Consider the following 19973-nt stretch of genomic DNA (forward strand, 5'->3'; position numbering starts at 1 on the left):
TTTCCTCAGCGCCTGGGCCGATCGTGTTCCTTCCGTTTCAGCGATCGATAACCGTGCTCCGTGGTTGCTTGAGCTTTTGCGCGGGTCTGGTTCTTGCCATGGCAGGACCTTCGCTGGCACAGGAGTTTGTCGCGCCTCTGGAGGGTCCACCGTCGGACGATGGTCTGATCACCATCGAATCCGACAGCCAGACGGCTGACAACATCACGGGTGTGGTCACCGCCATCGGCAATGTCCGCATCGTTTACCCCTCGCGCGGAATGGTGGCGACGTCCCGTCAAGCTCAGTATTTCAGTCGCGAGGGGCGCCTGGTGCTGAGTGGTGATGTCGACGTCGTGCAGGAAGATGGCAGCTCACTCAGGGCAGAACGTGTGACCTACAACCTTGAGGATGAACGGGCTGTGGCTGTACCGCCGAGTGGCGAGCAGGTTCGCTCCACCATGATCCTGCGCCCTGATCAGCCAGGGCAGACCCCGCTGACGCCATGAGTCTCAGTCTCAATCGGGTCTCTCTCTCCCTGGGAGGTCGACCTCTGGTGAAAGACCTCACGCTGACGCTGGAACCGGGTGAAGTGATTGGTCTTCTAGGCCCTAACGGTGCTGGTAAAACCACAAGTTTCAACCTTGTCATCGGCCTGCTCAAGCCCGATCAGGGAGAGGTCTTGATGGATGGACATCCCGTTGCCAGCCTCTCGATGCCTGAGAGGGCACGACTCGGGATCGGTTATCTGCCCCAGGAACCCAGTGTTTTCAGACAATTAACGGTACGGGAGAACCTGGAGCTCGTGCTGTCACAGACCGGTCTTGCCAAGCCTCAGGCCCGTGAACGCCTGCATCAACTGATCGACGATTTTCATCTGCAGCCGTTTCTGAATCGCAAGGGTTTCCAGCTGTCCGGTGGCGAACGTCGTCGTTGTGAGGTGGCCCGTGCCCTGGCGGTCGGCCTTGAAGGACCGCGTTATTTGCTGTTGGATGAGCCTTTTGCCGGTGTGGATCCTCTGGCAGTGGCTGACCTGCAGCAACTGATTCAGGCGTTGCGTCAACGGGGGATGGGAATTCTGATCACCGATCACAACGTGAGGGAAACCCTGTCGATCACGGATCGGGCCTACATCCTCACGGACGGCAGCGTTCTGGCTTCAGGGCTCTCGGATCAGGTGGCATCGGATCCTCTGGTGCGCCGTCATTACCTCGGCGAGGGATTTCAGCTGTGATCGAGGCTTTGATTCAGAGAATTCAAACTCAACTGCGCAGGATTCCGCTCCTTGATCGCTGGCTGCTCGGCGAGTTGATCGGCCCCCTTCTGTTCGCCATCGCCATGTTCACAGTGCTCGCCATCACTGTGGGGGCGCTGTTCGAGCTGGTTCGTCTGATTTCTGAAAAAAATCTGCCTGTGCTGATTGCCATACAGGTGTTGTTGCAGCGTCTGCCCAGCTTCCTGGTGCTTTCTTTCCCGATGGCCACCCTGTTTGCCACGTTGCTGGCTTATGGCCGACTCTCGAGCAACAGTGAACTCACAGCCCTGCGCAGTGTTGGTGTCACCTCAACACGCATGATTATTCCTGCGTTGGTGTTGGCTTTTCTGATGACCAACCTCACCTTTCTGTTCAACGACGTGTTGGTGCCGCGAAGTAACCGGTTGGCGGAAGTGACCCTGAGCAGTGCTCTTGGCAGGGCTATCTCCACTGAGAAAGGTAACAACATCATCTATCCACGCTTTGGGCGTGTGCAGGAACCTGATGGTTCGTCCAGCAAAGGTCTGCTTCAGCTCTTCTATGCGGGCAAATTCGAAGACGGAATCATGACCCGGGTCACCCTGCTTGATTTCTCAAGGGTCGGCTTCACTCAGATGTTGCTGGCTGAAAGAGGCCAATGGAATGAACAGGAAGCGAAGTGGGAATTTTTGAATGGTCAGATCCTTACGTTGACCCCATCAGGAAGCACCACTTCTGCCGATTTTGATCGGTATTTGTACCCGCTTAGTGCAGCACCGATCAGGATCGCCCAACTGCCGAAGGATGCACGCAACATGACCGTGGCTGAGGCGTTGCAGGCCGAGCAGCTACTTCAGAACTCCGGTGATTTGAAGGGCGCAAGGAAATTGCAGGTTCGGATCCAGGAGAAATTCACTTTTCCCATGGCGTGCCTTGTTTTCGGGTTGATTGGAGCAAGCCTTGGCTCTAAACCAAATAATCGAACCAATCGAGGTCAGGGTTTTGCGCTCAGCATCGTGATGATTTTGACGTATTACCTGCTTGCTTCAAGCTTCAGTGCACTGGGTGTCAAAGGAACACTGACACCAATACTGGCTGCTTGGAGCCCGATCCTGATCTGCCTCGGCGGTGGCGGTTTCTTACTCAGACAGGCCAGTCGATGAGTCAGACCGTCAGAATCAACACCAGTGAGTCCTCTGCTTGAGGTATTGGATGGGCTTTTCCGGTCTGGAAGCGATCGTCTCCGAACCCGTTCTGCTTCTGGGTCTGATGGCCTTTGCGCTTCTGCTGGCAGCACTCCCCTGGAGTTTCTGGGCTCTGTCCAACGGTCGTAGCTCGAGCGGTGTCCGCTCACTGATCGCACTGTCCAACCTGTTGCTGACCGCCCAGCTTGTGCTGCGCTGGTGGCAATCCGGACATTTTCCGATCAGCAACCTCTACGAGTCGCTTTGTTTTCTCGCCTGGGCCTGCACACTCACCCAGCTGCTGGTCGAACGCAACTGGTCCTCGCCATTGGTGGCAGCTGCCGCCACACCGATGGGGCTTGGCTGTATCGCCTTTGCCAGTTTCGCACTCCCTGACCAGCTCCAGCAGGCATCACCACTTGTGCCTGCTCTGCGCAGCAGCTGGCTGGTGATGCATGTGAGTGTGATCATGGTCAGTTATGCGGCACTCATGGTGGGTTCACTGCTTTCCGTTGCGGTGTTGCTGACAGACCGTGGAGAGGAACTGGAACTCCGCAGCAGCTCCATTGGAACCGGCGCTTATCGGCGACCAAAGGTTCTGGCCACAGAAGGAGGTGTTGCTGTGCAAAATCCACCGGAAGTTCAGCTTTCATCCATTCATTTCAGTCGCACTGAACAGCTCGACAGCCTGAGTTATCGCACGATCACGGTCGGTTTTCTGTTGCTCACAGTGGGCATCATCAGCGGTGCCGTCTGGGCGAATGAGGCCTGGGGAAGCTGGTGGAGCTGGGACCCGAAGGAAACCTGGGCGTTGATTTGTTGGCTGGTGTATGCCGCCTATCTCCATACCCGTCTCAGTCGCGGCTGGCAGGGTCGTCGTCCGGCACTGGTTGCGGCATCAGGTCTGGTGGTGATTGTTGTGTGTTACATCGGGGTCAATCTGCTGGGCATCGGTTTGCACAGTTATGGCTGGTTTTTTGGATAACGGGTAAATACAGGTTTTGGGTTTTGCCCAGTTTTGACCACCCGCTTGATTGAAAGGGGAAACCGTCTTAGGAGTAATTCCTCTGTACTGTGTGGCAAGACCAAGGACCTCTGAGTTCGTTGAAGTGATCCCTTGCAGTGGCCTGGAGATCTACGAGCACAAGGGAAGGAGTTGCCTTGGAGTCAGGAGATACGACAGGAACGCTGGGCGATACATCACTCGATCAACTGGTCAACACACAGTTGAAGAGGCTCGTGCATAGGCGCTGGAGAACCTTCAGATGATCTTCAGTGAGGAGTTACAGGAGAGGGGTGGGAGTACCCCTATGGCCTATGGCTATTGATGATCAACACATTGATGTAATGAGTGAGGGGTAGGGGATAGGGGCCACTCACAACACTTGTCTGTGGTGGTCACACACAAGGGTGTGAGCCATACGCCAGACCACTAGTGACATTTTTCTTGATGTTCTGAACCAGCTTTGTGTTTGAATTCCGAGTTGTGTTTCGGAGAAGAAACAAGATGTCATAGATTATCTCCGCATCCATCTGATGCACATCCGCCAAACGGGCTATTTTTGGATGCAACGGAGTGTTTTGTATAAGTCTCTTACTGAGTTCTTCTCATATCTTGCCTAAGCTATAAATTTTATATCCACCCGAGCCAGTCAAGACCGATCTCTGAGTTCGCTCAAACCCAAAATTTTCCCGGCCAGCATTTCTGACCTCCAGACCTGTTTAGGTGGTAGATGGAATAGAGAATCGTCTCTAGCCTGTGAATATGAAATACCATGCCCTCTTCGGAGTCTTGCTCCTCTCAGCATCACCTGCCATTGCTGAAGACCTCATCTATTTGGAATGTGATGTAAAAGCGACTGAAACTACTATCCAGTCAAGCACGAATGAGATTTTGGAGAAGAGAGACTTGGCAACTGTAGGTTTTTACAAGATAGATACCATCAACAGCCGACTCACCAGTGATAATTCAGGTGATTGGGAAGACGCAACTATTGCTAATGGTATTGCCACAGGTCAGTTCAATGAAGTTGAAAATGGAGTAACTGTTGTAGGTAAGGCATTGATAGAGTTCTCTCCTCCTGGGGTCTTCAACATGCAATACACTGCTTCACAAGATGATATTTTATTGAAAATGGTGATGACGGGTACTTGTCAAGACACTGATAGAGAAACTGCTGAAAAGGGTATGAATCAATGAAACTCCCAGTTCTCCTTACAAGCTTTTGATGCAGTTATTGCAATGATAAGGGCGATTGAGCTTGATGTGCCGATGAATCTCTAACTCCATACTCACCCCTCCCCCATTTGATACTGCAAACAAAACTGTAATACCCATAGAAATCCAGCCCTTATATCTGAGTGCCCAGGATTTCATATCTCCCGAACTATTTAGCTGGTAGATGGAAAAGGGACTCGTCCCTAGCCTGTGAATATGAAATATCTCGCCCTTTTCGGTGCCTTGCTCCTCTTAGCATCACCTGCTTCGGCTGATGAGAATTATAGAAGTGGAGTCTTCGAGGCAGAAAAGTATAAAATGACTTTTCATCCTTATCCCAATACAGAACACAAGTATTCTGTCTCAGTGATTGAATCAAGATCTGTCAAAGATGAGGATGGTGACATTGTTTCATCTGCATTTGATATTGATTTTGAAACAGGTGAAGTGGATGCATTTATTTCGGCAATGGGGAGAGGATTTTCACACCTTTATCGATGATGTCCTTGATTATTACCTGATTCAGTTCTGCACTCGTAATGGATACCAAGGATACTCTCACAAGCAATGAAAATTCCACTTCTTCTCTCAACCCTTCTACTCACATTATCACCTGCCGTTGCTCAAGATAATGATCAAAATAACTGCATAAGAAATAAGGAAAGTGAAATGCAAAGGTATGAAAGACTATATCGGACTGCTTCTCAACAAGTGTTAAATCCGGAGAATATGGTTGAGATAGCAAGGCAAATGGAGGATGCAGGTCAACTATCTCAAGACTTGAGCCAAGCTGAGAAGAATGGCATTGCTTACAAATTGATGACAGATCAACTTACTCAAATGAAAAGTCAGCTTGAGGTGTATAAAAGCCTGCCTGACTGTTCAGAACTTCAAGGAGACAAACGACAATGAAATGCCTTCCATTCCTTGGAGATCTACTCCTCTCAGCATCATCTGCCGTTGCTGACGACTTTGTTTATTTGAAGTGTGATGTCGAAATGAAACGCACCTATGAGTATCCATTTAAGGATCAAATCGATGTGGAGTAAACTTCACTAGTGGAATACTTTAAAGTTGATACAGCGAATAGCAAGATGATGATGGCAAATACGGCTGAATGGATGGAAGTAAATATTGTCGATGGTGTTGCTATTTAGAATATCGATGTGGTTTAAGATGGTTAGACTCACAAAAGCTTCTCATCCATGCAGACCTCTCCTCGTGGAAGATTGGATGCGGATGCCACAACTTCCAATAATGAAGGATCAATGAGAGTGGTTGTAAAAGGTTCCTGCTAAAGCTCAGATGTTTCAGCATTTCAGAAGGCCTTGCAAATTCCATAACCACCAGTGTTTGAACAGGATTTAAGCGATGAATGATCCACTCTCGTTGATTAGTCATCTTCTGCTTCGGCTAAGGCAATAAACCATTCTCTGAGTTGTTTTGGAGTTCTGATTCCTATTCGTTTCAAGCCCTTTACGAGTTGTTTGCAGTCACGAGGACTCAGATAAACCTCTGTCTCTATCTGCAGAAGCTCGTCGTACAGACATCTCTGTTCGTCTGTTAGATCCTTATACCAGTACCATTCAGTAAGCACATTTCAGACCTCTATTGGTCCCAGTATCAGCTCTGGGGTTTGAGCTGTCCTCCCCCATTCGTACCAAAAACGGCACCAAGCTTGGCTCTATTGGGGGGAATAAGGATCGATCGATCCCTTGAATTTAGTGTTGGTACATCAGCGAAATTGCTCGTGTAGTCGATTGTTAGTAAATTGGACTCTTGTTATATGCTTCTGAAGTTGCAGCTCATTCACCGCAATCGGCTAGTTTTGATCAAAGTAATGAACGGAATACACATCAACAAATTCACCTGCTCGGTCTTTTCCCTCTAAATAGACTTCTTTCCAGCGACCAAACGAGCCCATTCGGATGATTTGGTTGAACTGTTCTAATGCTTCTGCATGGGTCTCAAAGGTGTTGACTTCAACCAGGAGATTACCATCATTGAGATTAACAACGTAACAGGCTCTTCTCATGTTTGAATTTGTCATGAATTCTCGTGATGATTTAGGAAATTAAAGACCTGTGACCTGATTGCAGTGGATGGCTCTGCAGTCTCTTATAGCTGCTTTTGCGATGGAAGTGTGGGGGGCGTTTCAGGTCATGATTAATCACGTACGAGCTGTGAAACTCTCCAATCAATTCATGATATTGGCTGCTGTTCCAACACGTCTTAAGTCTCAATTGAGTAATTAAAGTGAATCATAACAGCATGTGAGTAGGCGAAAGAAGTGTACAAATCGTTATTGAAATAGACCACACCGCTGAGGTGTGAATGCAAGATTGAATTAAACATCGTTGAAGTAAATCACAGTGGAATAACATGCTGAACCCCCTTTGACTGAACCACTTGCTAAGTGGTCATGGCGTGTAGGATGTAATCGTGAAAGCTTTCAGTTCCGATGTTGAGGGATAATCAGTCAACTTGATTGTTTCAGTCTTGATACTGGATGATGATATAACTTGCATTGAGTTCCTAGCTTGTAGGATGTGTTGCCGAGGTTTTAAGATGTCTGAGAACAACAAACTGCAGTCAGCTGAATTTGGATTTTCTGGAGAAAACTTTTGTCTCATGAGAGAGTCAGTCGATGATCGCAATTATATTCTGTATATGGAAGACAATGGAAAATGGGTAGAGATGAGCTGGCAAGGTTATTTTGAGGACGGTGACATTAATTCGTTGAAAATGATTGAAGACATTACGCAGAAAATCCTCGATCAGGATGATTGGCTTCCTGATGCCGAAATGCCATCAAAGCCATTTGCTTATTACGAGGAAGGTCATATTTATTCTTTCTTAAATCGGAAAAATGAAAGAACGGTGGAGGTCGAAGCGGCTTGTTTTGATGAAGCTTCTAATATTATGTTTGGTGATGGTGAGTATGACCCTAATGACTGGAAGTTAGTGTTGATTGATCAAGAACCGATCACTCAAGCTTGATTGCTACACCGATTTAATAGTGTGCGTCATTGATTGTTTGTCTCTCTAAATCATTTTACAGTCTTTTTTTGTATTAGTGGCATCTTGATGTAACCCGTATTCTGAATCAATGAGAATTTCATCCCAACGCATATCTCGTTGAATTTTTGAATGAGCTTGCTGATTCGTCGTTACCTGTTAGGCAACTCCACCAAGGAATATGTCTGATGCAGCTCGCTGTTCACAAAAAAGCTGTCCAAGTCACTTACACGGTGGTGGATTCAATTTTTGAGTGGATGTCATCTGCCATTGCTTGAAAAGCGCTTTATTCAGCGTCCCTTCATGCTGGATATCTTTTTACTCCTGAAGGGTCATCCCTACGATCATCGATTTCAGAGTTCGTTGGTTTACTCTCTTGATCCTGGTGACTAAGCTGGGAGAACTGAGACTTGTCAGCAGATGTTCTCTCGAAACGTTGTTGTTGCGTTAATTATTTGTTTGATGACCTTTGTACCTCCAAGCCTTGCTGTGAATGTTGATACCTATCTGCATGCTGGGGTTGAAAAATCCGAATCCGGAGATTACAGAGGTGCACTGATTGAATTCAACAAGGCTATTGAACTGGATCCAAGGAATTCATCTGCGTATCAATATCGTGGAGTTGCTAAAGCTAGATATGGTGATTTTGAGGGTTCAATTATCGACTACAGTAAATCTATAGAGCTTGATTCAAGTAGTACCGAATCCTATGCAAATCGTGGTATTGCAAAAGCACGTTCTGGAGATGTTGCTGGAGCAGTCCTTGATTTTGATGTTGCTATCCAGATGAATCCTGATGATGGCAACGCCTATTTTAATCATGGTATGGCAATGGAAATGTCTAATGATCTTCAGCATGCGTGCCTGGATTGGAATCAAGCAGTTGAGCTTGGAGATCAGCAGTCCATCAGTTTCTTGAGAAAATATTGTAAATAGTAACAGCCTAAATAAATTGCAAATATTGTCTTAATGGTTGATTCACGGTTGAATGGTTGTATATGTCAATGCTTATTTGTAAGTCATGGGTGGATATTGTGATTAAAATCGATCAAAATTAAAGTGAGAAATAACACAGATTTTAGTTGGATTTGAAGAGTTCTGAAGCCATATCCCTATAACCAGATAAATTGCGTCCGGGGACACGCTTGTTGAAACGAATCGAATTTCCTGGACGTAGTGCCTCTGGAGCGAAATTGACAAGAATCAGCTCAGGTTTATCTGCTTCAGCTGCGGCAAGTTCTGCAGCGATGGCTTCAGCTGTGGTCAATGATGGTTGTTTACTTGGCAGCAAATCAACTGAACCAGCTTCGGTAGTCCCTTGTTCAGGCTGGGTTGAATCACTGGTTTGAGGCTCCTGGGTTTCGTTGGAACTTGTTGAACCAGCAGTGATTTCTGCCTCTGAGGCTGAGGATTTAATGGTTTCCGTTGCTTCTGCCGTTGCTGCAGGTTGTAGCGGTCGTAACAGAACAACGCCCACACCAAGAAGCAACAAAGAAAGTACCGTTGCTGGAAGTCCAAGGGCGCGACCCTGGAAATTCCACAGAATGGAAGAGCCTGTTAGACCCAGTACGCCTGCGATCGCGAGTAGCGGGCCAAGAAATTTCAGCAGTAAATTTTTCATTCGTAGATTATGGCGAATTCAATCCAGTAACCGTGAGTTTAATTGATGGGGTTTGGCCAACACTTTCCATCTTGGCCCACTAAGGCCCGTCTGATTGTTCAAATTTTATCTTGTGTTTGATGTTTCTACTCTTGATGTATCAAAGCAATCGTTCAGAGCTGTATTCTGCGACCTGGATGTTGGACGTTTCGGTTCTGAATTGTCTAAGTTGATATTTTTTGCTCTTCTGTGGCTCTCGATTATTGCACTGAGGTTTGAGCCTCATGGTTCTAAAGAGAACTTCGTTCTTGAGGTATTGTTTTCTTTATTCAGAGGATGTTGATCAAGTTGATGCGAGTTTTACGAGCAGGACAATTATTTGCTCTGGCTTTGTTCAGAATCTTCGTTCATGCTGTTCACGCAATTGTAGTCGTAATTTCTGATATTGAAGGATGGCTTTCTCCTTTGTCAGGTGCGGAAAGAGAGCTGATGCTTCCTGTTGACTGACGGGTTCCAATAACCAATCGTCTTGTTGTCTAGGTGCAATGTCTCTGCCCAAGCGCTCCCATCGTCGTTGGTTGGGAAGCCAACCGAACCATTGTCTGCGCCATTGACCAAATATTTCAAGAGGATGCATGTTCACTGTTTTTTAATCAGGCTTGAAAACTCACACGTTGATAACAGAACCACAGCCATTGCTGAAAGAGAAGGTTTCGATGTGATCTCCACAATGTTTGAGGATGATCAGCGTCAAAGTTTTGTGGTGGTGGAACATCACCCCGGGCTTTGTCTCTTTCCATCTCCGCCAGAATTCTGTCAACATTGTATTCGGGATGTCCAAGATGCATGAGTTGTCGTTGATCTGGCGTTTCGAAAATTGTGTAGCCAACTGATTCTCCATGTGCCAGTAATCGCAGACGTCCCTGACGTTGGGCTGCCTCCATCGCTGTATCTGGAAGCGTTGCGTAGCGACTTTGTGGACAAAGAAATTGATCATTTTGTGTTCCCATCAGCGAATGGCCTGGCACAAGGCTGCGCATTGGAAACACACCGAACAGTTTTTGCTGCAGTGCCACCTTCCTCACTCCAGCCAGATAAGCCAAAGCAAATCCCGCCCAGCACAAGCCAAGAGTGCTGGCGCAGCTGACACGGGCTTCATTAACAAGATTCACGAATTCAGACCAGTACGTGACATCCTCGAAATTGAGGTGTTCAACGGGTGCGCCGGTGATGATCAATCCATCCAGAGGCCCCTTGGCATTGGCCTCTTTCCAACTCATATACAGGTCATCGAGGTGTGATTGGTCCCAGCTCTTGTAAGCATGAGTCTGTAGCCGAATCCAGATCGGTTCGATCTGAAGCACCGAAAGTCCCAGTGGATGTAACAGATTGAATTCGTACTGTTTTCCCAGCGGCATGATGTTGAGAATTCCGATCCTTAATGGTCGGATGTCCTGGCGTTCTGCCTGTTCTGGTTTGATCCAGGAAATGCGATTGCGCTCAACGGCTGTGATCTTGTGATAGTTGGCTGGGAGGATCAGAGCCATGTCACAACCTCTCCAATCAGGCTCCTGTTGCCAGGGCCTGATCGAAGTCGGCCTTGATGTCATCGATGTGTTCAAGCCCCACTGACACTCTGACCATGGTCGGAGTCACACCTGCCGAAGACTGCTCACTTTCACTCAGCTGCTGGTGAGTGGTGGATGCGGGATGGATCACCAATGTCTTGGCATCTCCCACATTGGCTAAGTGACTCGCCAGTTTCAGGCTGTTAATGAACCGCACTGCATCGTCATAGCCGCCATTCAGCGAGAACATCAGCATGCAGCCCATGCCGCGTCCCGTAAGGTATTTCTTGGCAGCTGAATGATAGGGATCGTTGCTCAGGCCGGGATAGCTGACGCTTGTCACCTTCGGATGCTGTTGCAGCCATGTGGCAAGTTCCATCGCGTTCTGGGCATGGCGTTCGACACGCAGACTCAGGGTTTCCAGTCCCTGCAGCAGCAGGAAGCTATTGAAGGGACTCAATGCAGGGCCCCAGTCACGCAGTGCTTCCACCCGGGCTCTCAAGGCAAAAGCAATATTGCGATTGTCAGGTAGCCCCAACATTTTGCAGACGTCACTGCCGAAGCCGAACGCATCCCAGTGCACAAGACCGTGATAAGCGGGGCTTGGCTGGCTCATCAGCGGGAATTTGCCGTTGCCCCAGTTGAAGGTGCCCGCATCCACAATCACACCACCCAGACTCGTGCCATGGCCACCAATCCATTTGGTGGCGCTTTCCACCACCACATCAGCACCATGTTCGATCGGTCGCAGCAATGCACCGCAGGCGCCAAGGGTGTTGTCCACGATCAGAGGAATATCTCGTTCCTTGGCCAGAGCAGATAGACCTTCAAAATCGGGGATGTTGAATCGTGGGTTGCCCATGGCTTCCACATAGATCGCCTTGGTGTTGTCATCGATCTGTGTTGCAAAGCTGGCAACATCATCTCCTTCCGCGAATCTGACGTCGATTCCCAGTCGTGGGAACTGAACCTTGAACTGGTTGTAGGTACCTCCATACAGAAATGATGTGGACACGAAATTGTCACCCGCCTGCATGCAGTTGGTGACGGCCAGGAACTGTGCTGACTGACCTGATGCCGTGGCAAGCGCAGCGACGCCTCCTTCAAGAGCAGCCACCCGCTTCTCGAAAACATCCGTTGTCGGATTCATCAGCCGGGTGTAAATGTTCCCGAATTCCTTCAGAGCGAACAGATTGGCTCCGTGTTCCGCGTCGTTGAAGACATAGGAACTGGTCTGGTAGATCGGCACCGCCCTTGAATTTGTGGTGGAATCAGGGACCTGTCCCGCATGCAGTTGCAGGGTCTCAAAACGCTGATCCGTCACGGCAATCGCAGGGAAGTCACCTTATTTCTAGCGTTGCAGCGATCGGACGACCTCAGTCCGCGTCTGGATCAGGTTTGTCTGTTTCCGCCAACGAGGGAAGGGTCTGTCGCAGTAGTGGTGTCAGCCTGTTGCGCACTTCGCTCCGGAAGGAATCGACCGTCTCTCCCAGCAACACCGGATAGGGCTGGTCACCGCTCTGCTCACGGAGATGACGCCACTTGCTGTTTTCCTTTTCTATGAGTTCCATCAGTGCGGCCTGAAAATCATGGCTGCGTAATTGCATTTCTTCGCTTCCAAGCGCAGCTGCCTGTTCGGCCATCTGCTCTCGGAAAGCATCGAAGCTTTTGGCTTTGATGGTGTCGGGCAGACCCAGGACCGGCTGATAGTGATCCAGAAGACGCAGCTCTTCCTCCAGGAGAATGGCCCACGCCCCCTGGGATCCTTCAGCGAGTTCCATTTGGGACTGAGCCGTGTTCATGGCATCAAGGTGGAAACGTAGCCAGCGGTAGTAAGACTTGTCTTGCGTGTTCTTTTTGACGGCTGCTTTACCGGTCGTCAGCACAGGCAGGGCCGCTTCGGCTTTGCGCAGAAAAAGCCGATCCTCACGTTCCAGGTTCATTGCCCCCCAGCGCTGCCGATACTCCCAGAGTTCCGCGTAGCGACTCACGTCGTCGGCGGACCAGCCAAGGCCAGCCAGTTCATCGGCGCGATGGGTAAGTTCTTTTGCCACGCAGCTTGTTGAGTCCTGGTTCCCGAAGCGTAGATGCCGGGGGATGAAAGACCAGGGTTGATTGCTCTCACATTGGCGGCGCGCTGTGACGGTTTCGTTGCAGATAGGCGTTGACCGCAATGGGTTGTGGTTGCTCATAACCCTCATGCAGCCAGAGGTCACCAGCGGAGGAGGCGTAATGGATCTGCCATTGGTGAAGACTCCGGTAGGTCAGTGGTTCTCGTTTGAGAAGTGCCGCGTAATGAAGCACGGCTCTGCCGTAGTGATCGCTGTTGTTGTAGCCCCATAAGCCACGGCGGATGTCCTTGAGACCTCCACGTCGGACCAGATAGCGAGCTGCAGCATGAATGGAATCCCATGGGTCACGGATATTGCCGCCATTACCGATGCCCGGCTCTGACCAGGTGGTGGGTAGAAACTGCATCGGTCCCTGCGCATTGGCTACAGAGACGCCGTCGATTCGCCCCATTCCTGTTTCCACCAGATTCACTGCGGCCAATACGGTCCAGTCGATTCCTGTGGCTGCCGATGCACTGCGGTAAGCCTCGAGTAATTGATCCGCCGGTGCTGGAGTCTTGATCCTCCAGGCTGGCAATGTGGAAGAGGCAGGACCGCGATGCATCGCCAGAAACTCTCTGCGCGCAGCGATGTGCTGGTCAAAGACCCAGCGCCAGCGTGGATCCAGTTGAGTGCGAACGTCTTCACTCAGGCCCTTGCGTTTGGACAGAACCCTGTAGATCACCTGTTGTTGATGGGCAAGCGCAGCGAGGTTTTGTTCAGACATCTCAGGAATGATCAAGGCAGCCTCGATGTCGACAATCAGCTCGGCGATTTCACTTGGCTCCGTCGGCACCAGCGGGTAGTGCCGCCCATTCGGGGCAACGGGCAGGTCTGTCCGGTTTGGCAGGATCGGGATTGAGGCGCTGCTCGAGGTCTGAACTTCAGCTGTATCGGTGCTTGCAACCGTCTTGCAGGCCACTGTGATCGGACTGAGCAAGACGGGGATGCTCAACAAACAGCGCACCCAGATCCTGGTGTCACGCAAACGACTGTTCACCAACACAGGAAACCTCTTCGGTCATGGAAGTCTGGCTTGTCTCGCGGATGGTTCAGAGCCCAGTAGCTGAGGCAGCCGCTTTGGTCTTCCAGAACCATGGTCAGGGCGATTTCAGGAATCTCTGTGTGCTGCCACCATGGCTTCAGTGGTATCTGAATGGTGCAGAGGCAACCGACACGATCCATGCTGAAGTTCACAACAGGGGCCTTGGCCAGAGGGTCCGCCATGCCACCCATTCGGTAATCGCTGAACTGGTAAAGGTTCCAGTCTCCGTTCGGAGAAACATTCATCTCCCAGTACCCTTTCGCACCCGGACGAGCCAGAAAAGCTTCGAAGCAGGTATGGCTCCACAGGTTGTCCAGTCTTTGCGCTGAAGTATGTGTCTTGCCGGTGTTCAAGGCGAGGCAATCGATGGAGCTTGTGTTCAGCTTTGGGCTAAGACTGAAGCTCAGTTCAAGAGGGGCATTTTCTTTCCAAACAAACTCCGCCATGGCGAGCACTGCTGGACATTGATCAAAGTCGAAGGGAATCAGTGGGCAGACCTGCCTCACCATCACCGGATGTCTTCCCACGCTCTAAACCCCTCTTGCTGCAACGGCTTTAGATCTCAACGTCGGTTTTAGTTCTTGATTTGGTTCTTGAATGGCCGTTTCGCTTGTTGCGCTGAGGTCAGCTTCGCACCGTCGACAGACCTGGGAAAGCCTCACTTCACCGCTTGATTCCGCACATGGAAATCGGCTGGTCTCATGGCTGATGTCCGCTGCTGATCGGATCAACGACGTTGGCAGGGAGGAGCACCTCGCATTGACCCAATAGAGGAAGGCCATCTCTCCCATCTGGTAAGACCATGCTTTGCAGACATCAGTGGCAGCGGACTTCAGTGAACAACATCCGAGTGCCGTTGAACTTGCTGTTTGCGCAAGTTGGGTTGTCTTCAACCACAGCCTTCGGTTCAGGTTGCTTGAACAGGCGAGCAGGAGTGCAAGTCCCTTCCCCGCCGCCATGCTTGCCATAGTCGGAATTTCACACGATGCGAAATGTCTGAACGGGGAGTGGCTGTCTGCAGGAGACAGTGCCTTTTCGCTGTGGCGACAGCTCCTGAATTTCCTAATGCGGTAAGGGGTGGTGCCAGATCCTTATTCATGGGAGTTCGAGTGGTTCCCGCAGTTGTCCTGGATTTCTTTCATCTCTTCAAAACACCGGGGGAGGTGATTCACTGATTTTTTGTCTCACACTCATGCGTATAGTGTTCATTGCCTCGGAACTTAATTGTTTTGGATCGAGCATTTTCCGATAGCAAACCACCATCAGTGGTATTGAATTGGGGGGAGTATAAGTTTTATCCCTGTAAGTTTTCTCACAACGCTCTGGGTGTATTCTTTATAATTCTCGTATCATCAGGGCGTTCAGTGAGCATCCTTTATCTGTTGATTGCGTTCACTTGGATTGCTGTGTTCTACGGCATCGCACAGAACGAGAATTGATATTTACTCCAGCTGTCCAAGACTTTCCTCTCTATGTTGATTCGAAACAAGAGGGAGTTTCATAGCAATGAAAAACGTCAAAGAGTCCACTAGGGAAGCTGCTTTTCTTGGCTGCTTCGAATACTCGCAATCTTCAAACGCGGAAAAGGAGTGAAAGGCAAAATTTTGGACGATGTTAGGCTAAATAAAGAACACCGTTGTGGCTTGAATATCACCAAGAAGAGATAGCAGTTCTTGCTATAAGGAATTGAGAGATTAGGTTTTTAATGTCCAACGATCAACTTATGGCATTTATGGAGAAGGCTTTGGCTGATAAAGGCCTTCAGTCAAGGCTCAAGGATGCTGGAAGTCCGCAGGCTGTCGCTGAAATAGCAAAGGAGCTTGGTTACTCAGTTCCTGTCGATGATTTGTATGCGGGTGATTCTTTGTCAGCAGAGGAGCTTGAGGGTGTTGCCGGTGGTGGTGGAGCAGGGAGAAGCTGTTCTGTTGGATGCGCTTGTAAGGTGTCCTGGGATATTGAATTTGGATATCCTCAAAAATGAGTTTGTAAATTTGCAGTCTTCAGATAATTATTTGTAGTACAATAAATGTTAATGCACTTAATGCTTAGCATAATTGTGTAGTTGCTGGATTGACACGATAAAAGTTAGTAAAGTTGAGATCGGAAGCAATGTCATAGTGGTTGTTTCTTGTCATGGTTGCCTCCTGCGTGGAGATCTACCCTTCAACTCTCACCTCAAAGCTGTCAACAAATACATTTTTAACAACAAAGGGCTTTAGTGCGTAATCTTTGCGTAAACCAATCAATTGAATTTACAGGCTTAATCTTGAGGTTAAAGCCTTGATTGTCGAAGTATGCGAATAAGCAACTTTTTTATTTAATTGAAAATCGGTCTTTTATATTGGTTCAATCAAGAGATAGCCGCAAGCATAATCTCACCTCCCTGCGCAAAAAAACCTTGAACCAATGACTCACCCTTCAAGTGCGGGGATCTTCATTGTCCAGGAGCCTTGGTGCGATCTGATTTTGCATCATTTGAAACATGGGTTGAAGCTGAACCAAAAGTCGACGATGCTGATGGCAGTGGCAAAATTGCAAATGGATGGATTTTGGATTGATTCATATTGGAAGGGGGTGATATCAGGCGCTATACCGTCACTTATTACAGTGGTGGGAGTAATTCTTATAGAATTATACAGAGGAAAAGTTAAAAAACTAGAGAGATCTCAAAAAAAACTCAGTGACGAATGGGATTTCTTTTATCGCCTAGAAGAGCTCTACATAGACCAGCTTAAGGAGTGTGGCTGGAAGAATAAACACAAAGCAATTAAAGACGAACTGCGTAAGCGACTAAGGAATGATGACAAAGGTGGTGAGATTCGTTCTCCTACTGATAAACGGAAATCTATTTAAGCATTTTGCAAATACATTTTTACCAACGAGATCTGCGTTGACTCACCTGATCATTCCTGTATCCATGTAAGCGCTCTAAAAGAGGTTATGCGCGCGGAATCACCGGATGCTTTCCGCCGCAATGGATTAACTGGCCGATCTACCACTCTTTGTCAGCCCTTTCACCGCTCAGATCATCGTGTTTGACGATCTGACAGTGATACTTGGGGTTACGACCGAAAAAACGGACGCTCTGTCTCTTGTGAGCTGTAAAACTTTGTTCAATCGACACGCCTGTATAACCAGGACACCGGTGCTGGTTTGGATTGAAGAGTGATGCTCGGCTCCACCTGGCTAGTAATGAGATAGCTCATCACATCGCCATGTACGAAGTTCTTTTGGTCGCTCAGCTTCTGGCTCAGGATTCTTCGTTCCAGCAGTGGGTGGATAGTCGTCCCCCTGCAGAGCTCTGTCAGCTTTACTCAGACAAAATGATTCCCGACACGATGCTTCCCGGAGGACGTGATTCGAGCCCATGTGGCACTGAAACCTTCGACAACCCCATGGATTACGTCACCAAATAGGGCGATCCATCAATACGCCTGTCAAGCCCGATCCAGCACCTTTTCATCAGTTGCCATATGCTCTAGCTCCAAGGCACGTCCAGCCCGTTTGGCCCAGAGTGCGCGTTGCCGGTCGCTGCTATGACTGCTGCGCAGATCTGCTACCCATGTCCCTAGAACAACTCAAGGCATTCCTCGCCAAGGTCAAAGGTGATTCCAATCTTCAGCAGAAACTAAAAGCAGCTAAGTCACCTGAAGATGTTGTAGGCATTGCTAAAGAACATGGTCATGAATTCACTGCTGACAAGTTCAGTCAGCTCAGTGAAGAGGAGTTGGAAGGCGTGGCTGGTGGTGGCACCGGCATGGGTGCCGAATTTGGCTGTAGGTAACTTCAACGATATAGCATAAAAATATTTGCGACATTATTTGCAGCCAAGTATATAGAGATTGTTTGGCCAGCTACCTCTAAATCTCTACAGTTGCATGAGCTTAAAACTCCTGAATTTGCCTGATAAGCTATTGAAAAAAAATCATTACTTGGTGCAATTGATCGAACCAATTGTTAGCTAAAGGCCCTTTAGCAAATCGTTGCTATAACCGTTCAGGACTCCCGATACCTATGTCAGAAGAACAACTCAAGGCATTCCTCACCAAAGTCAAAGGCGACTCCAACCTGCAGGAGAAACTAAAAGCAGCAAACTCACTTGAAGATGTTGTAAGCATTGGCAAAGAATATGGTCATGAATTCACTTCTGAAAAGATTAGTCAGCTCAGTGAAGAGGAGTTAGAAGAAGTGGTTGGGGGAAATAAAAGCCACTATTATTGAAAACCTATACCAGCACCCTTTGCTTAAGACTTCCTCAAATTAAAATATTAGTCTACTCATTAAAGTCCCTGCCGCCGCACTCGTTTTTATCGTTTCAATCGTTTGACTAATCCCATAAACTCCTCCAAGACCTGGCACGATTGAGCGCAATAAGAATTATTCAAAGATGCCGCAGCAGACTATTGCTAGTATTGTAAAAATACCAAATACCTGTGTCAGAAGAGCAACTCAAAGCTTTCCTTGAGAAGGTCCAAGCTGACACCAGCCTTCAGGAACAGCTCAAAGCTGCAGATGATTCTGATGCAGTTCTTGCAATTGCCAAGAAGGCTGGGTTTAGTATTTATGCTGATGACTTAATTGAAAAGATAGAGCTTGCTGAAGAGGTATTGGAAGCTATTTCTGGGGGTGAATACACAGGAAATGACACGGGTCCCACGAACATGTATGGAGTATGTCATATTCCTAAATGTCCAGAATGGGCTGCCTCTAAAGGCTGAATTCCTCGCCTAAGCATTCTACTCTACACATCAAATTCTAAACTGCAAATATCCTGACCCACCTACTCATCAAAGCCCCTGCCGTAACGGTTTTGATTTCTTCAATGGCTTGACTAATCCTACAAATCAGTCCCCGATACATCACAAGACTGAGTGCAGTAAGTATTAGCCAAAGCCTCTTCCGCAGACCTTTGCTATAACCGTAAAAAAGCCTCATACCCATGTCAGATGAGCAACTCAATGCATTCCTCGAAAAAGTAAAAGCTGACAGCAGCCTTCAGTTGAAGCTCAAGGCAGCTACGGATGCCAACGCTGTTCTGGAGATTGCAAGAGATGCAGGATTTATGATTTCTGTTGACGATTTGAAAAACGTAGAAACAGTAGATCTTTCAGACGAAGAGTTAGAGGCCCTGGCTGGTGGTTACTGTACAGAGAGAACAATGAACTTGGGTACATTGTTATATGGGTGCTCTGACGATTGTACTCATCACGCAATGTGCAAATAAGTTTGTAGTTCATACCCGCAACCCCCTCACTAAATGCCTTGCTGCTTTTACTTCATCAGTCATCCCTTAAATCTCAGAAATCAATCTCCAATACCTGGCACGATTGAGCGCAGTAAGCACTAACCAAAGATGCTGCAGTTTTCTGTTGCTATCACTCCTGAACAGACTTGATACCCATGACAGAAGAGCAACTCAAGGCATTCCTCGCCAAAGTCAAAGCTGACACGAGCCTTCAGGAGTAGCTCAAAGCTGCTGCTGATTCAGATGCAGTTCTTGCGATTGCGAAAGATGCAGGATTTAGTATCTCCGCTGATGACTTGAAGAAGGCTCAATCAAAGCTTTCTGACGGTGAGCTGGAAGGAGCGGCTGGAGGTGCTGAAACTGGCTGCTGGCCGGCTCGGGACACTGCATGCTGTTACTTCACCTACTGACTTCACCTTGTAGAGAGTGGCTGTAGAAGTTTACTCATCAAAGCCGCTGCAACGGCAGGGGTTTTTCATTTCTTCAATCACCCCAAACAGCCAACAGATCAGCCTCCAATACCTGGCACGATTGAGCGCAACAGCTTTGTAAAATTTCGGGGTATTGATGGGTGTCCAGCGCTTCTTCTTGCCCGTCAAGATCTGGGATCGTCAGGTCAGCTGCTTGGTGATGAGAACTTCCCTTTTCGCTAAATTCCGCGAAATCTCATTGACACCAAAACATTGTCAAGCTCTCGCCTCAGTTTTTTGTAACTCCGAAAGTAATCAGCCATCGGAGCGAAGTCGAGAATTCCCTGTAAAAAATGAACTT

At 48.4% G+C, this 19973-nt stretch carries 23 protein-coding genes and 1 pseudogene; 17 read left to right on the forward strand and 7 right to left on the reverse strand.

All coding sequences use genetic code 11. The features are described 5' to 3' along the window. Positions 1-98 precede the first annotated feature (98 nt). The 7 genes from SynBIOSE41_RS07985 (at position 99) to SynBIOSE41_RS08015 (ending at position 5527) form a co-directional block, all read left to right on the forward strand. Positions 99-488, forward strand: a complete 390-nt coding sequence (locus SynBIOSE41_RS07985) for an LptA/OstA family protein (RefSeq protein WP_255476004.1) — start codon at positions 99-101, stop codon at positions 486-488. After that, the gene (gene lptB / locus SynBIOSE41_RS07990; RefSeq protein ID WP_066906320.1) at positions 485-1213 is read left to right on the forward strand and encodes an LPS export ABC transporter ATP-binding protein; all 729 of its coding nucleotides are present in this window, start codon (positions 485-487) and stop codon (positions 1211-1213) included. Before SynBIOSE41_RS07985 ends, lptB begins: the two co-directional genes overlap by 4 nt. Before the next feature lie 8 nt (positions 1214-1221). Beyond that, a complete protein-coding gene (locus tag SynBIOSE41_RS07995) occupies positions 1222-2376 on the forward strand; it encodes an LptF/LptG family permease (RefSeq protein ID WP_066906605.1) in 1155 nt (384 codons plus the stop codon). 49 nt (positions 2377-2425) lie between these two features. Next, positions 2426-3382, forward strand: coding sequence for a c-type cytochrome biogenesis protein CcsB (ccsB, locus tag SynBIOSE41_RS08000; RefSeq protein ID WP_186540383.1), 957 nt, complete (start codon positions 2426-2428; stop codon positions 3380-3382). 807 nt (positions 3383-4189) lie between these two features. Continuing rightward, positions 4190-4597, forward strand: a complete 408-nt coding sequence (locus tag SynBIOSE41_RS08005) for a hypothetical protein (RefSeq protein ID WP_186540385.1) — start codon at positions 4190-4192, stop codon at positions 4595-4597. Between the two features lie 234 nt (positions 4598-4831). Continuing rightward, positions 4832-5116: a hypothetical protein gene (locus tag SynBIOSE41_RS08010; protein WP_186540387.1), complete on the forward strand. Its 285-nt coding sequence runs from the start codon at positions 4832-4834 to the stop codon at positions 5114-5116. A gap of 66 nt (positions 5117-5182) precedes the next feature. Beyond that, on the forward strand, positions 5183-5527 hold the full coding sequence (locus SynBIOSE41_RS08015; RefSeq protein ID WP_186540389.1) for a hypothetical protein: 345 nt from the start codon (positions 5183-5185) through the stop codon (positions 5525-5527). 910 nt (positions 5528-6437) lie between these two features. Here SynBIOSE41_RS08015 and SynBIOSE41_RS08020 read toward each other — a convergent pair. Further along, a complete protein-coding gene (locus SynBIOSE41_RS08020) occupies positions 6438-6665 on the reverse strand; it encodes a hypothetical protein (RefSeq protein ID WP_186540391.1) in 228 nt (75 codons plus the stop codon). A 518-nt stretch (positions 6666-7183) separates the two neighbouring features. Between SynBIOSE41_RS08020 and SynBIOSE41_RS08025 the strand changes: the two genes are divergently transcribed. Both SynBIOSE41_RS08025 and SynBIOSE41_RS08030 read left to right on the forward strand, forming a co-directional pair. Further along, on the forward strand, positions 7184-7615 hold the full coding sequence (locus tag SynBIOSE41_RS08025; RefSeq protein ID WP_186540393.1) for a hypothetical protein: 432 nt from the start codon (positions 7184-7186) through the stop codon (positions 7613-7615). A 438-nt stretch (positions 7616-8053) separates the two neighbouring features. Then, complete coding sequence (locus tag SynBIOSE41_RS08030) at positions 8054-8569, forward strand: tetratricopeptide repeat protein (protein WP_186540394.1); 516 nt, start codon at positions 8054-8056, stop codon at positions 8567-8569. A 142-nt stretch (positions 8570-8711) separates the two neighbouring features. Here SynBIOSE41_RS08030 and SynBIOSE41_RS08035 read toward each other — a convergent pair whose 3' ends face one another. The 6 genes from SynBIOSE41_RS08035 to SynBIOSE41_RS08060 form a co-directional block, all read right to left on the reverse strand. Next, a complete protein-coding gene (locus SynBIOSE41_RS08035; RefSeq protein ID WP_186540396.1) occupies positions 8712-9254 on the reverse strand; it encodes a hypothetical protein in 543 nt (180 codons plus the stop codon). Between the two features lie 632 nt (positions 9255-9886). After that, entirely contained in the window at positions 9887-10780 is an 894-nt protein-coding gene (locus SynBIOSE41_RS08040) for a homoserine O-succinyltransferase (RefSeq protein ID WP_186540398.1), read from the reverse strand. A 16-nt stretch (positions 10781-10796) separates the two neighbouring features. Continuing rightward, positions 10797-12125, reverse strand: coding sequence for an O-acetylhomoserine aminocarboxypropyltransferase/cysteine synthase family protein (locus SynBIOSE41_RS08045; RefSeq protein WP_186540400.1), 1329 nt, complete (start codon positions 12123-12125; stop codon positions 10797-10799). A gap of 52 nt (positions 12126-12177) precedes the next feature. Continuing rightward, the gene (locus SynBIOSE41_RS08050; protein WP_186540402.1) at positions 12178-12855 is read right to left on the reverse strand and encodes a hypothetical protein; all 678 of its coding nucleotides are present in this window, start codon (positions 12853-12855) and stop codon (positions 12178-12180) included. 67 nt (positions 12856-12922) lie between these two features. Then, positions 12923-13915: a transglycosylase SLT domain-containing protein gene (locus tag SynBIOSE41_RS08055; protein WP_370594203.1), complete on the reverse strand. Its 993-nt coding sequence runs from the start codon at positions 13913-13915 to the stop codon at positions 12923-12925. Then, positions 13909-14484: a DOMON-like domain-containing protein gene (locus SynBIOSE41_RS08060; RefSeq protein WP_186540404.1), complete on the reverse strand. Its 576-nt coding sequence runs from the start codon at positions 14482-14484 to the stop codon at positions 13909-13911. Before SynBIOSE41_RS08060 ends, SynBIOSE41_RS08055 begins: the two co-directional genes overlap by 7 nt. 1178 nt (positions 14485-15662) lie before the next feature. Here SynBIOSE41_RS08060 and SynBIOSE41_RS08065 point away from each other — a divergent pair. From SynBIOSE41_RS08065 to SynBIOSE41_RS08100, 8 genes and pseudogenes are all read left to right on the forward strand, one after another. After that, entirely contained in the window at positions 15663-15938 is a 276-nt protein-coding gene (locus tag SynBIOSE41_RS08065; RefSeq protein ID WP_186540406.1) for a Nif11-like leader peptide family natural product precursor, read from the forward strand. A 425-nt stretch (positions 15939-16363) separates the two neighbouring features. Further along, positions 16364-16810, forward strand: coding sequence for a hypothetical protein (locus SynBIOSE41_RS08070; protein WP_186540408.1), 447 nt, complete (start codon positions 16364-16366; stop codon positions 16808-16810). 362 nt (positions 16811-17172) lie between these two features. Beyond that, positions 17173-17373: a hypothetical protein gene (locus tag SynBIOSE41_RS08075; protein ID WP_186540410.1), complete on the forward strand. Its 201-nt coding sequence runs from the start codon at positions 17173-17175 to the stop codon at positions 17371-17373. A 146-nt stretch (positions 17374-17519) separates the two neighbouring features. Continuing rightward, on the forward strand, positions 17520-17741 hold the full coding sequence (locus SynBIOSE41_RS08080; protein ID WP_186540412.1) for a Nif11-like leader peptide family natural product precursor: 222 nt from the start codon (positions 17520-17522) through the stop codon (positions 17739-17741). Between the two features lie 230 nt (positions 17742-17971). Further along, complete coding sequence (locus SynBIOSE41_RS08085) at positions 17972-18178, forward strand: Nif11-like leader peptide family natural product precursor (RefSeq protein WP_186540414.1); 207 nt, start codon at positions 17972-17974, stop codon at positions 18176-18178. A gap of 212 nt (positions 18179-18390) precedes the next feature. Next, positions 18391-18675 carry a Nif11-like leader peptide family natural product precursor gene (locus SynBIOSE41_RS08090; protein WP_186540416.1) on the forward strand — a complete coding sequence of 95 codons (285 nt, stop codon included), beginning with the start codon at positions 18391-18393 and terminating at the stop codon, positions 18673-18675. Between the two features lie 221 nt (positions 18676-18896). Next, on the forward strand, positions 18897-19181 hold the full coding sequence (locus SynBIOSE41_RS08095; protein ID WP_186540418.1) for a Nif11-like leader peptide family natural product precursor: 285 nt from the start codon (positions 18897-18899) through the stop codon (positions 19179-19181). A 176-nt stretch (positions 19182-19357) separates the two neighbouring features. Continuing rightward, positions 19358-19612: pseudogene (locus SynBIOSE41_RS08100) on the forward strand (Nif11-like leader peptide family natural product precursor). Positions 19613-19973: the final 361 nt, after the last annotated feature.

This window comes from Synechococcus sp. BIOS-E4-1, from assembly GCF_014279995.1.
Lineage (GTDB): Bacteria > Cyanobacteriota > Cyanobacteriia > PCC-6307 > Cyanobiaceae > Synechococcus_C.

What these genes read in the sequence shown, in the direction of transcription:
- SynBIOSE41_RS08025 (WP_186540393.1), top strand. Translation starts at nt 7,184, where the DNA reads ATGTCTGAGAACAACAAACTGCAGTCAGCTGAATTTGGATTTTCTGGA.
- SynBIOSE41_RS08015 (WP_186540389.1), top strand. Translation starts at nt 5,183, where the DNA reads ATGAAAATTCCACTTCTTCTCTCAACCCTTCTACTCACATTATCACCT.
- SynBIOSE41_RS07985 (WP_255476004.1), top strand. Translation starts at nt 99, where the DNA reads ATGGCAGGACCTTCGCTGGCACAGGAGTTTGTCGCGCCTCTGGAGGGT.
- SynBIOSE41_RS08080 (WP_186540412.1), top strand. Translation starts at nt 17,520, where the DNA reads ATGTCCCTAGAACAACTCAAGGCATTCCTCGCCAAGGTCAAAGGTGAT.
- SynBIOSE41_RS08075 (WP_186540410.1), top strand. Translation starts at nt 17,173, where the DNA reads ATGTACGAAGTTCTTTTGGTCGCTCAGCTTCTGGCTCAGGATTCTTCG.
- SynBIOSE41_RS08040 (WP_186540398.1), bottom strand. Translation starts at nt 10,780, where the DNA reads ATGGCTCTGATCCTCCCAGCCAACTATCACAAGATCACAGCCGTTGAG.
- SynBIOSE41_RS08035 (WP_186540396.1), bottom strand. Translation starts at nt 9,254, where the DNA reads ATGAAAAATTTACTGCTGAAATTTCTTGGCCCGCTACTCGCGATCGCA.
- SynBIOSE41_RS08095 (WP_186540418.1), top strand. Translation starts at nt 18,897, where the DNA reads ATGTCAGATGAGCAACTCAATGCATTCCTCGAAAAAGTAAAAGCTGAC.
- SynBIOSE41_RS08085 (WP_186540414.1), top strand. Translation starts at nt 17,972, where the DNA reads ATGTCAGAAGAACAACTCAAGGCATTCCTCACCAAAGTCAAAGGCGAC.
- ccsB (WP_186540383.1), top strand. Translation starts at nt 2,426, where the DNA reads ATGGGCTTTTCCGGTCTGGAAGCGATCGTCTCCGAACCCGTTCTGCTT.
- SynBIOSE41_RS08030 (WP_186540394.1), top strand. Translation starts at nt 8,054, where the DNA reads ATGTTCTCTCGAAACGTTGTTGTTGCGTTAATTATTTGTTTGATGACC.
- SynBIOSE41_RS08010 (WP_186540387.1), top strand. Translation starts at nt 4,832, where the DNA reads ATGAAATATCTCGCCCTTTTCGGTGCCTTGCTCCTCTTAGCATCACCT.
- SynBIOSE41_RS08020 (WP_186540391.1), bottom strand. Translation starts at nt 6,665, where the DNA reads ATGACAAATTCAAACATGAGAAGAGCCTGTTACGTTGTTAATCTCAAT.
- lptB (WP_066906320.1), top strand. Translation starts at nt 485, where the DNA reads ATGAGTCTCAGTCTCAATCGGGTCTCTCTCTCCCTGGGAGGTCGACCT.
- SynBIOSE41_RS08070 (WP_186540408.1), top strand. Translation starts at nt 16,364, where the DNA reads ATGACTCACCCTTCAAGTGCGGGGATCTTCATTGTCCAGGAGCCTTGG.
- SynBIOSE41_RS08065 (WP_186540406.1), top strand. Translation starts at nt 15,663, where the DNA reads ATGTCCAACGATCAACTTATGGCATTTATGGAGAAGGCTTTGGCTGAT.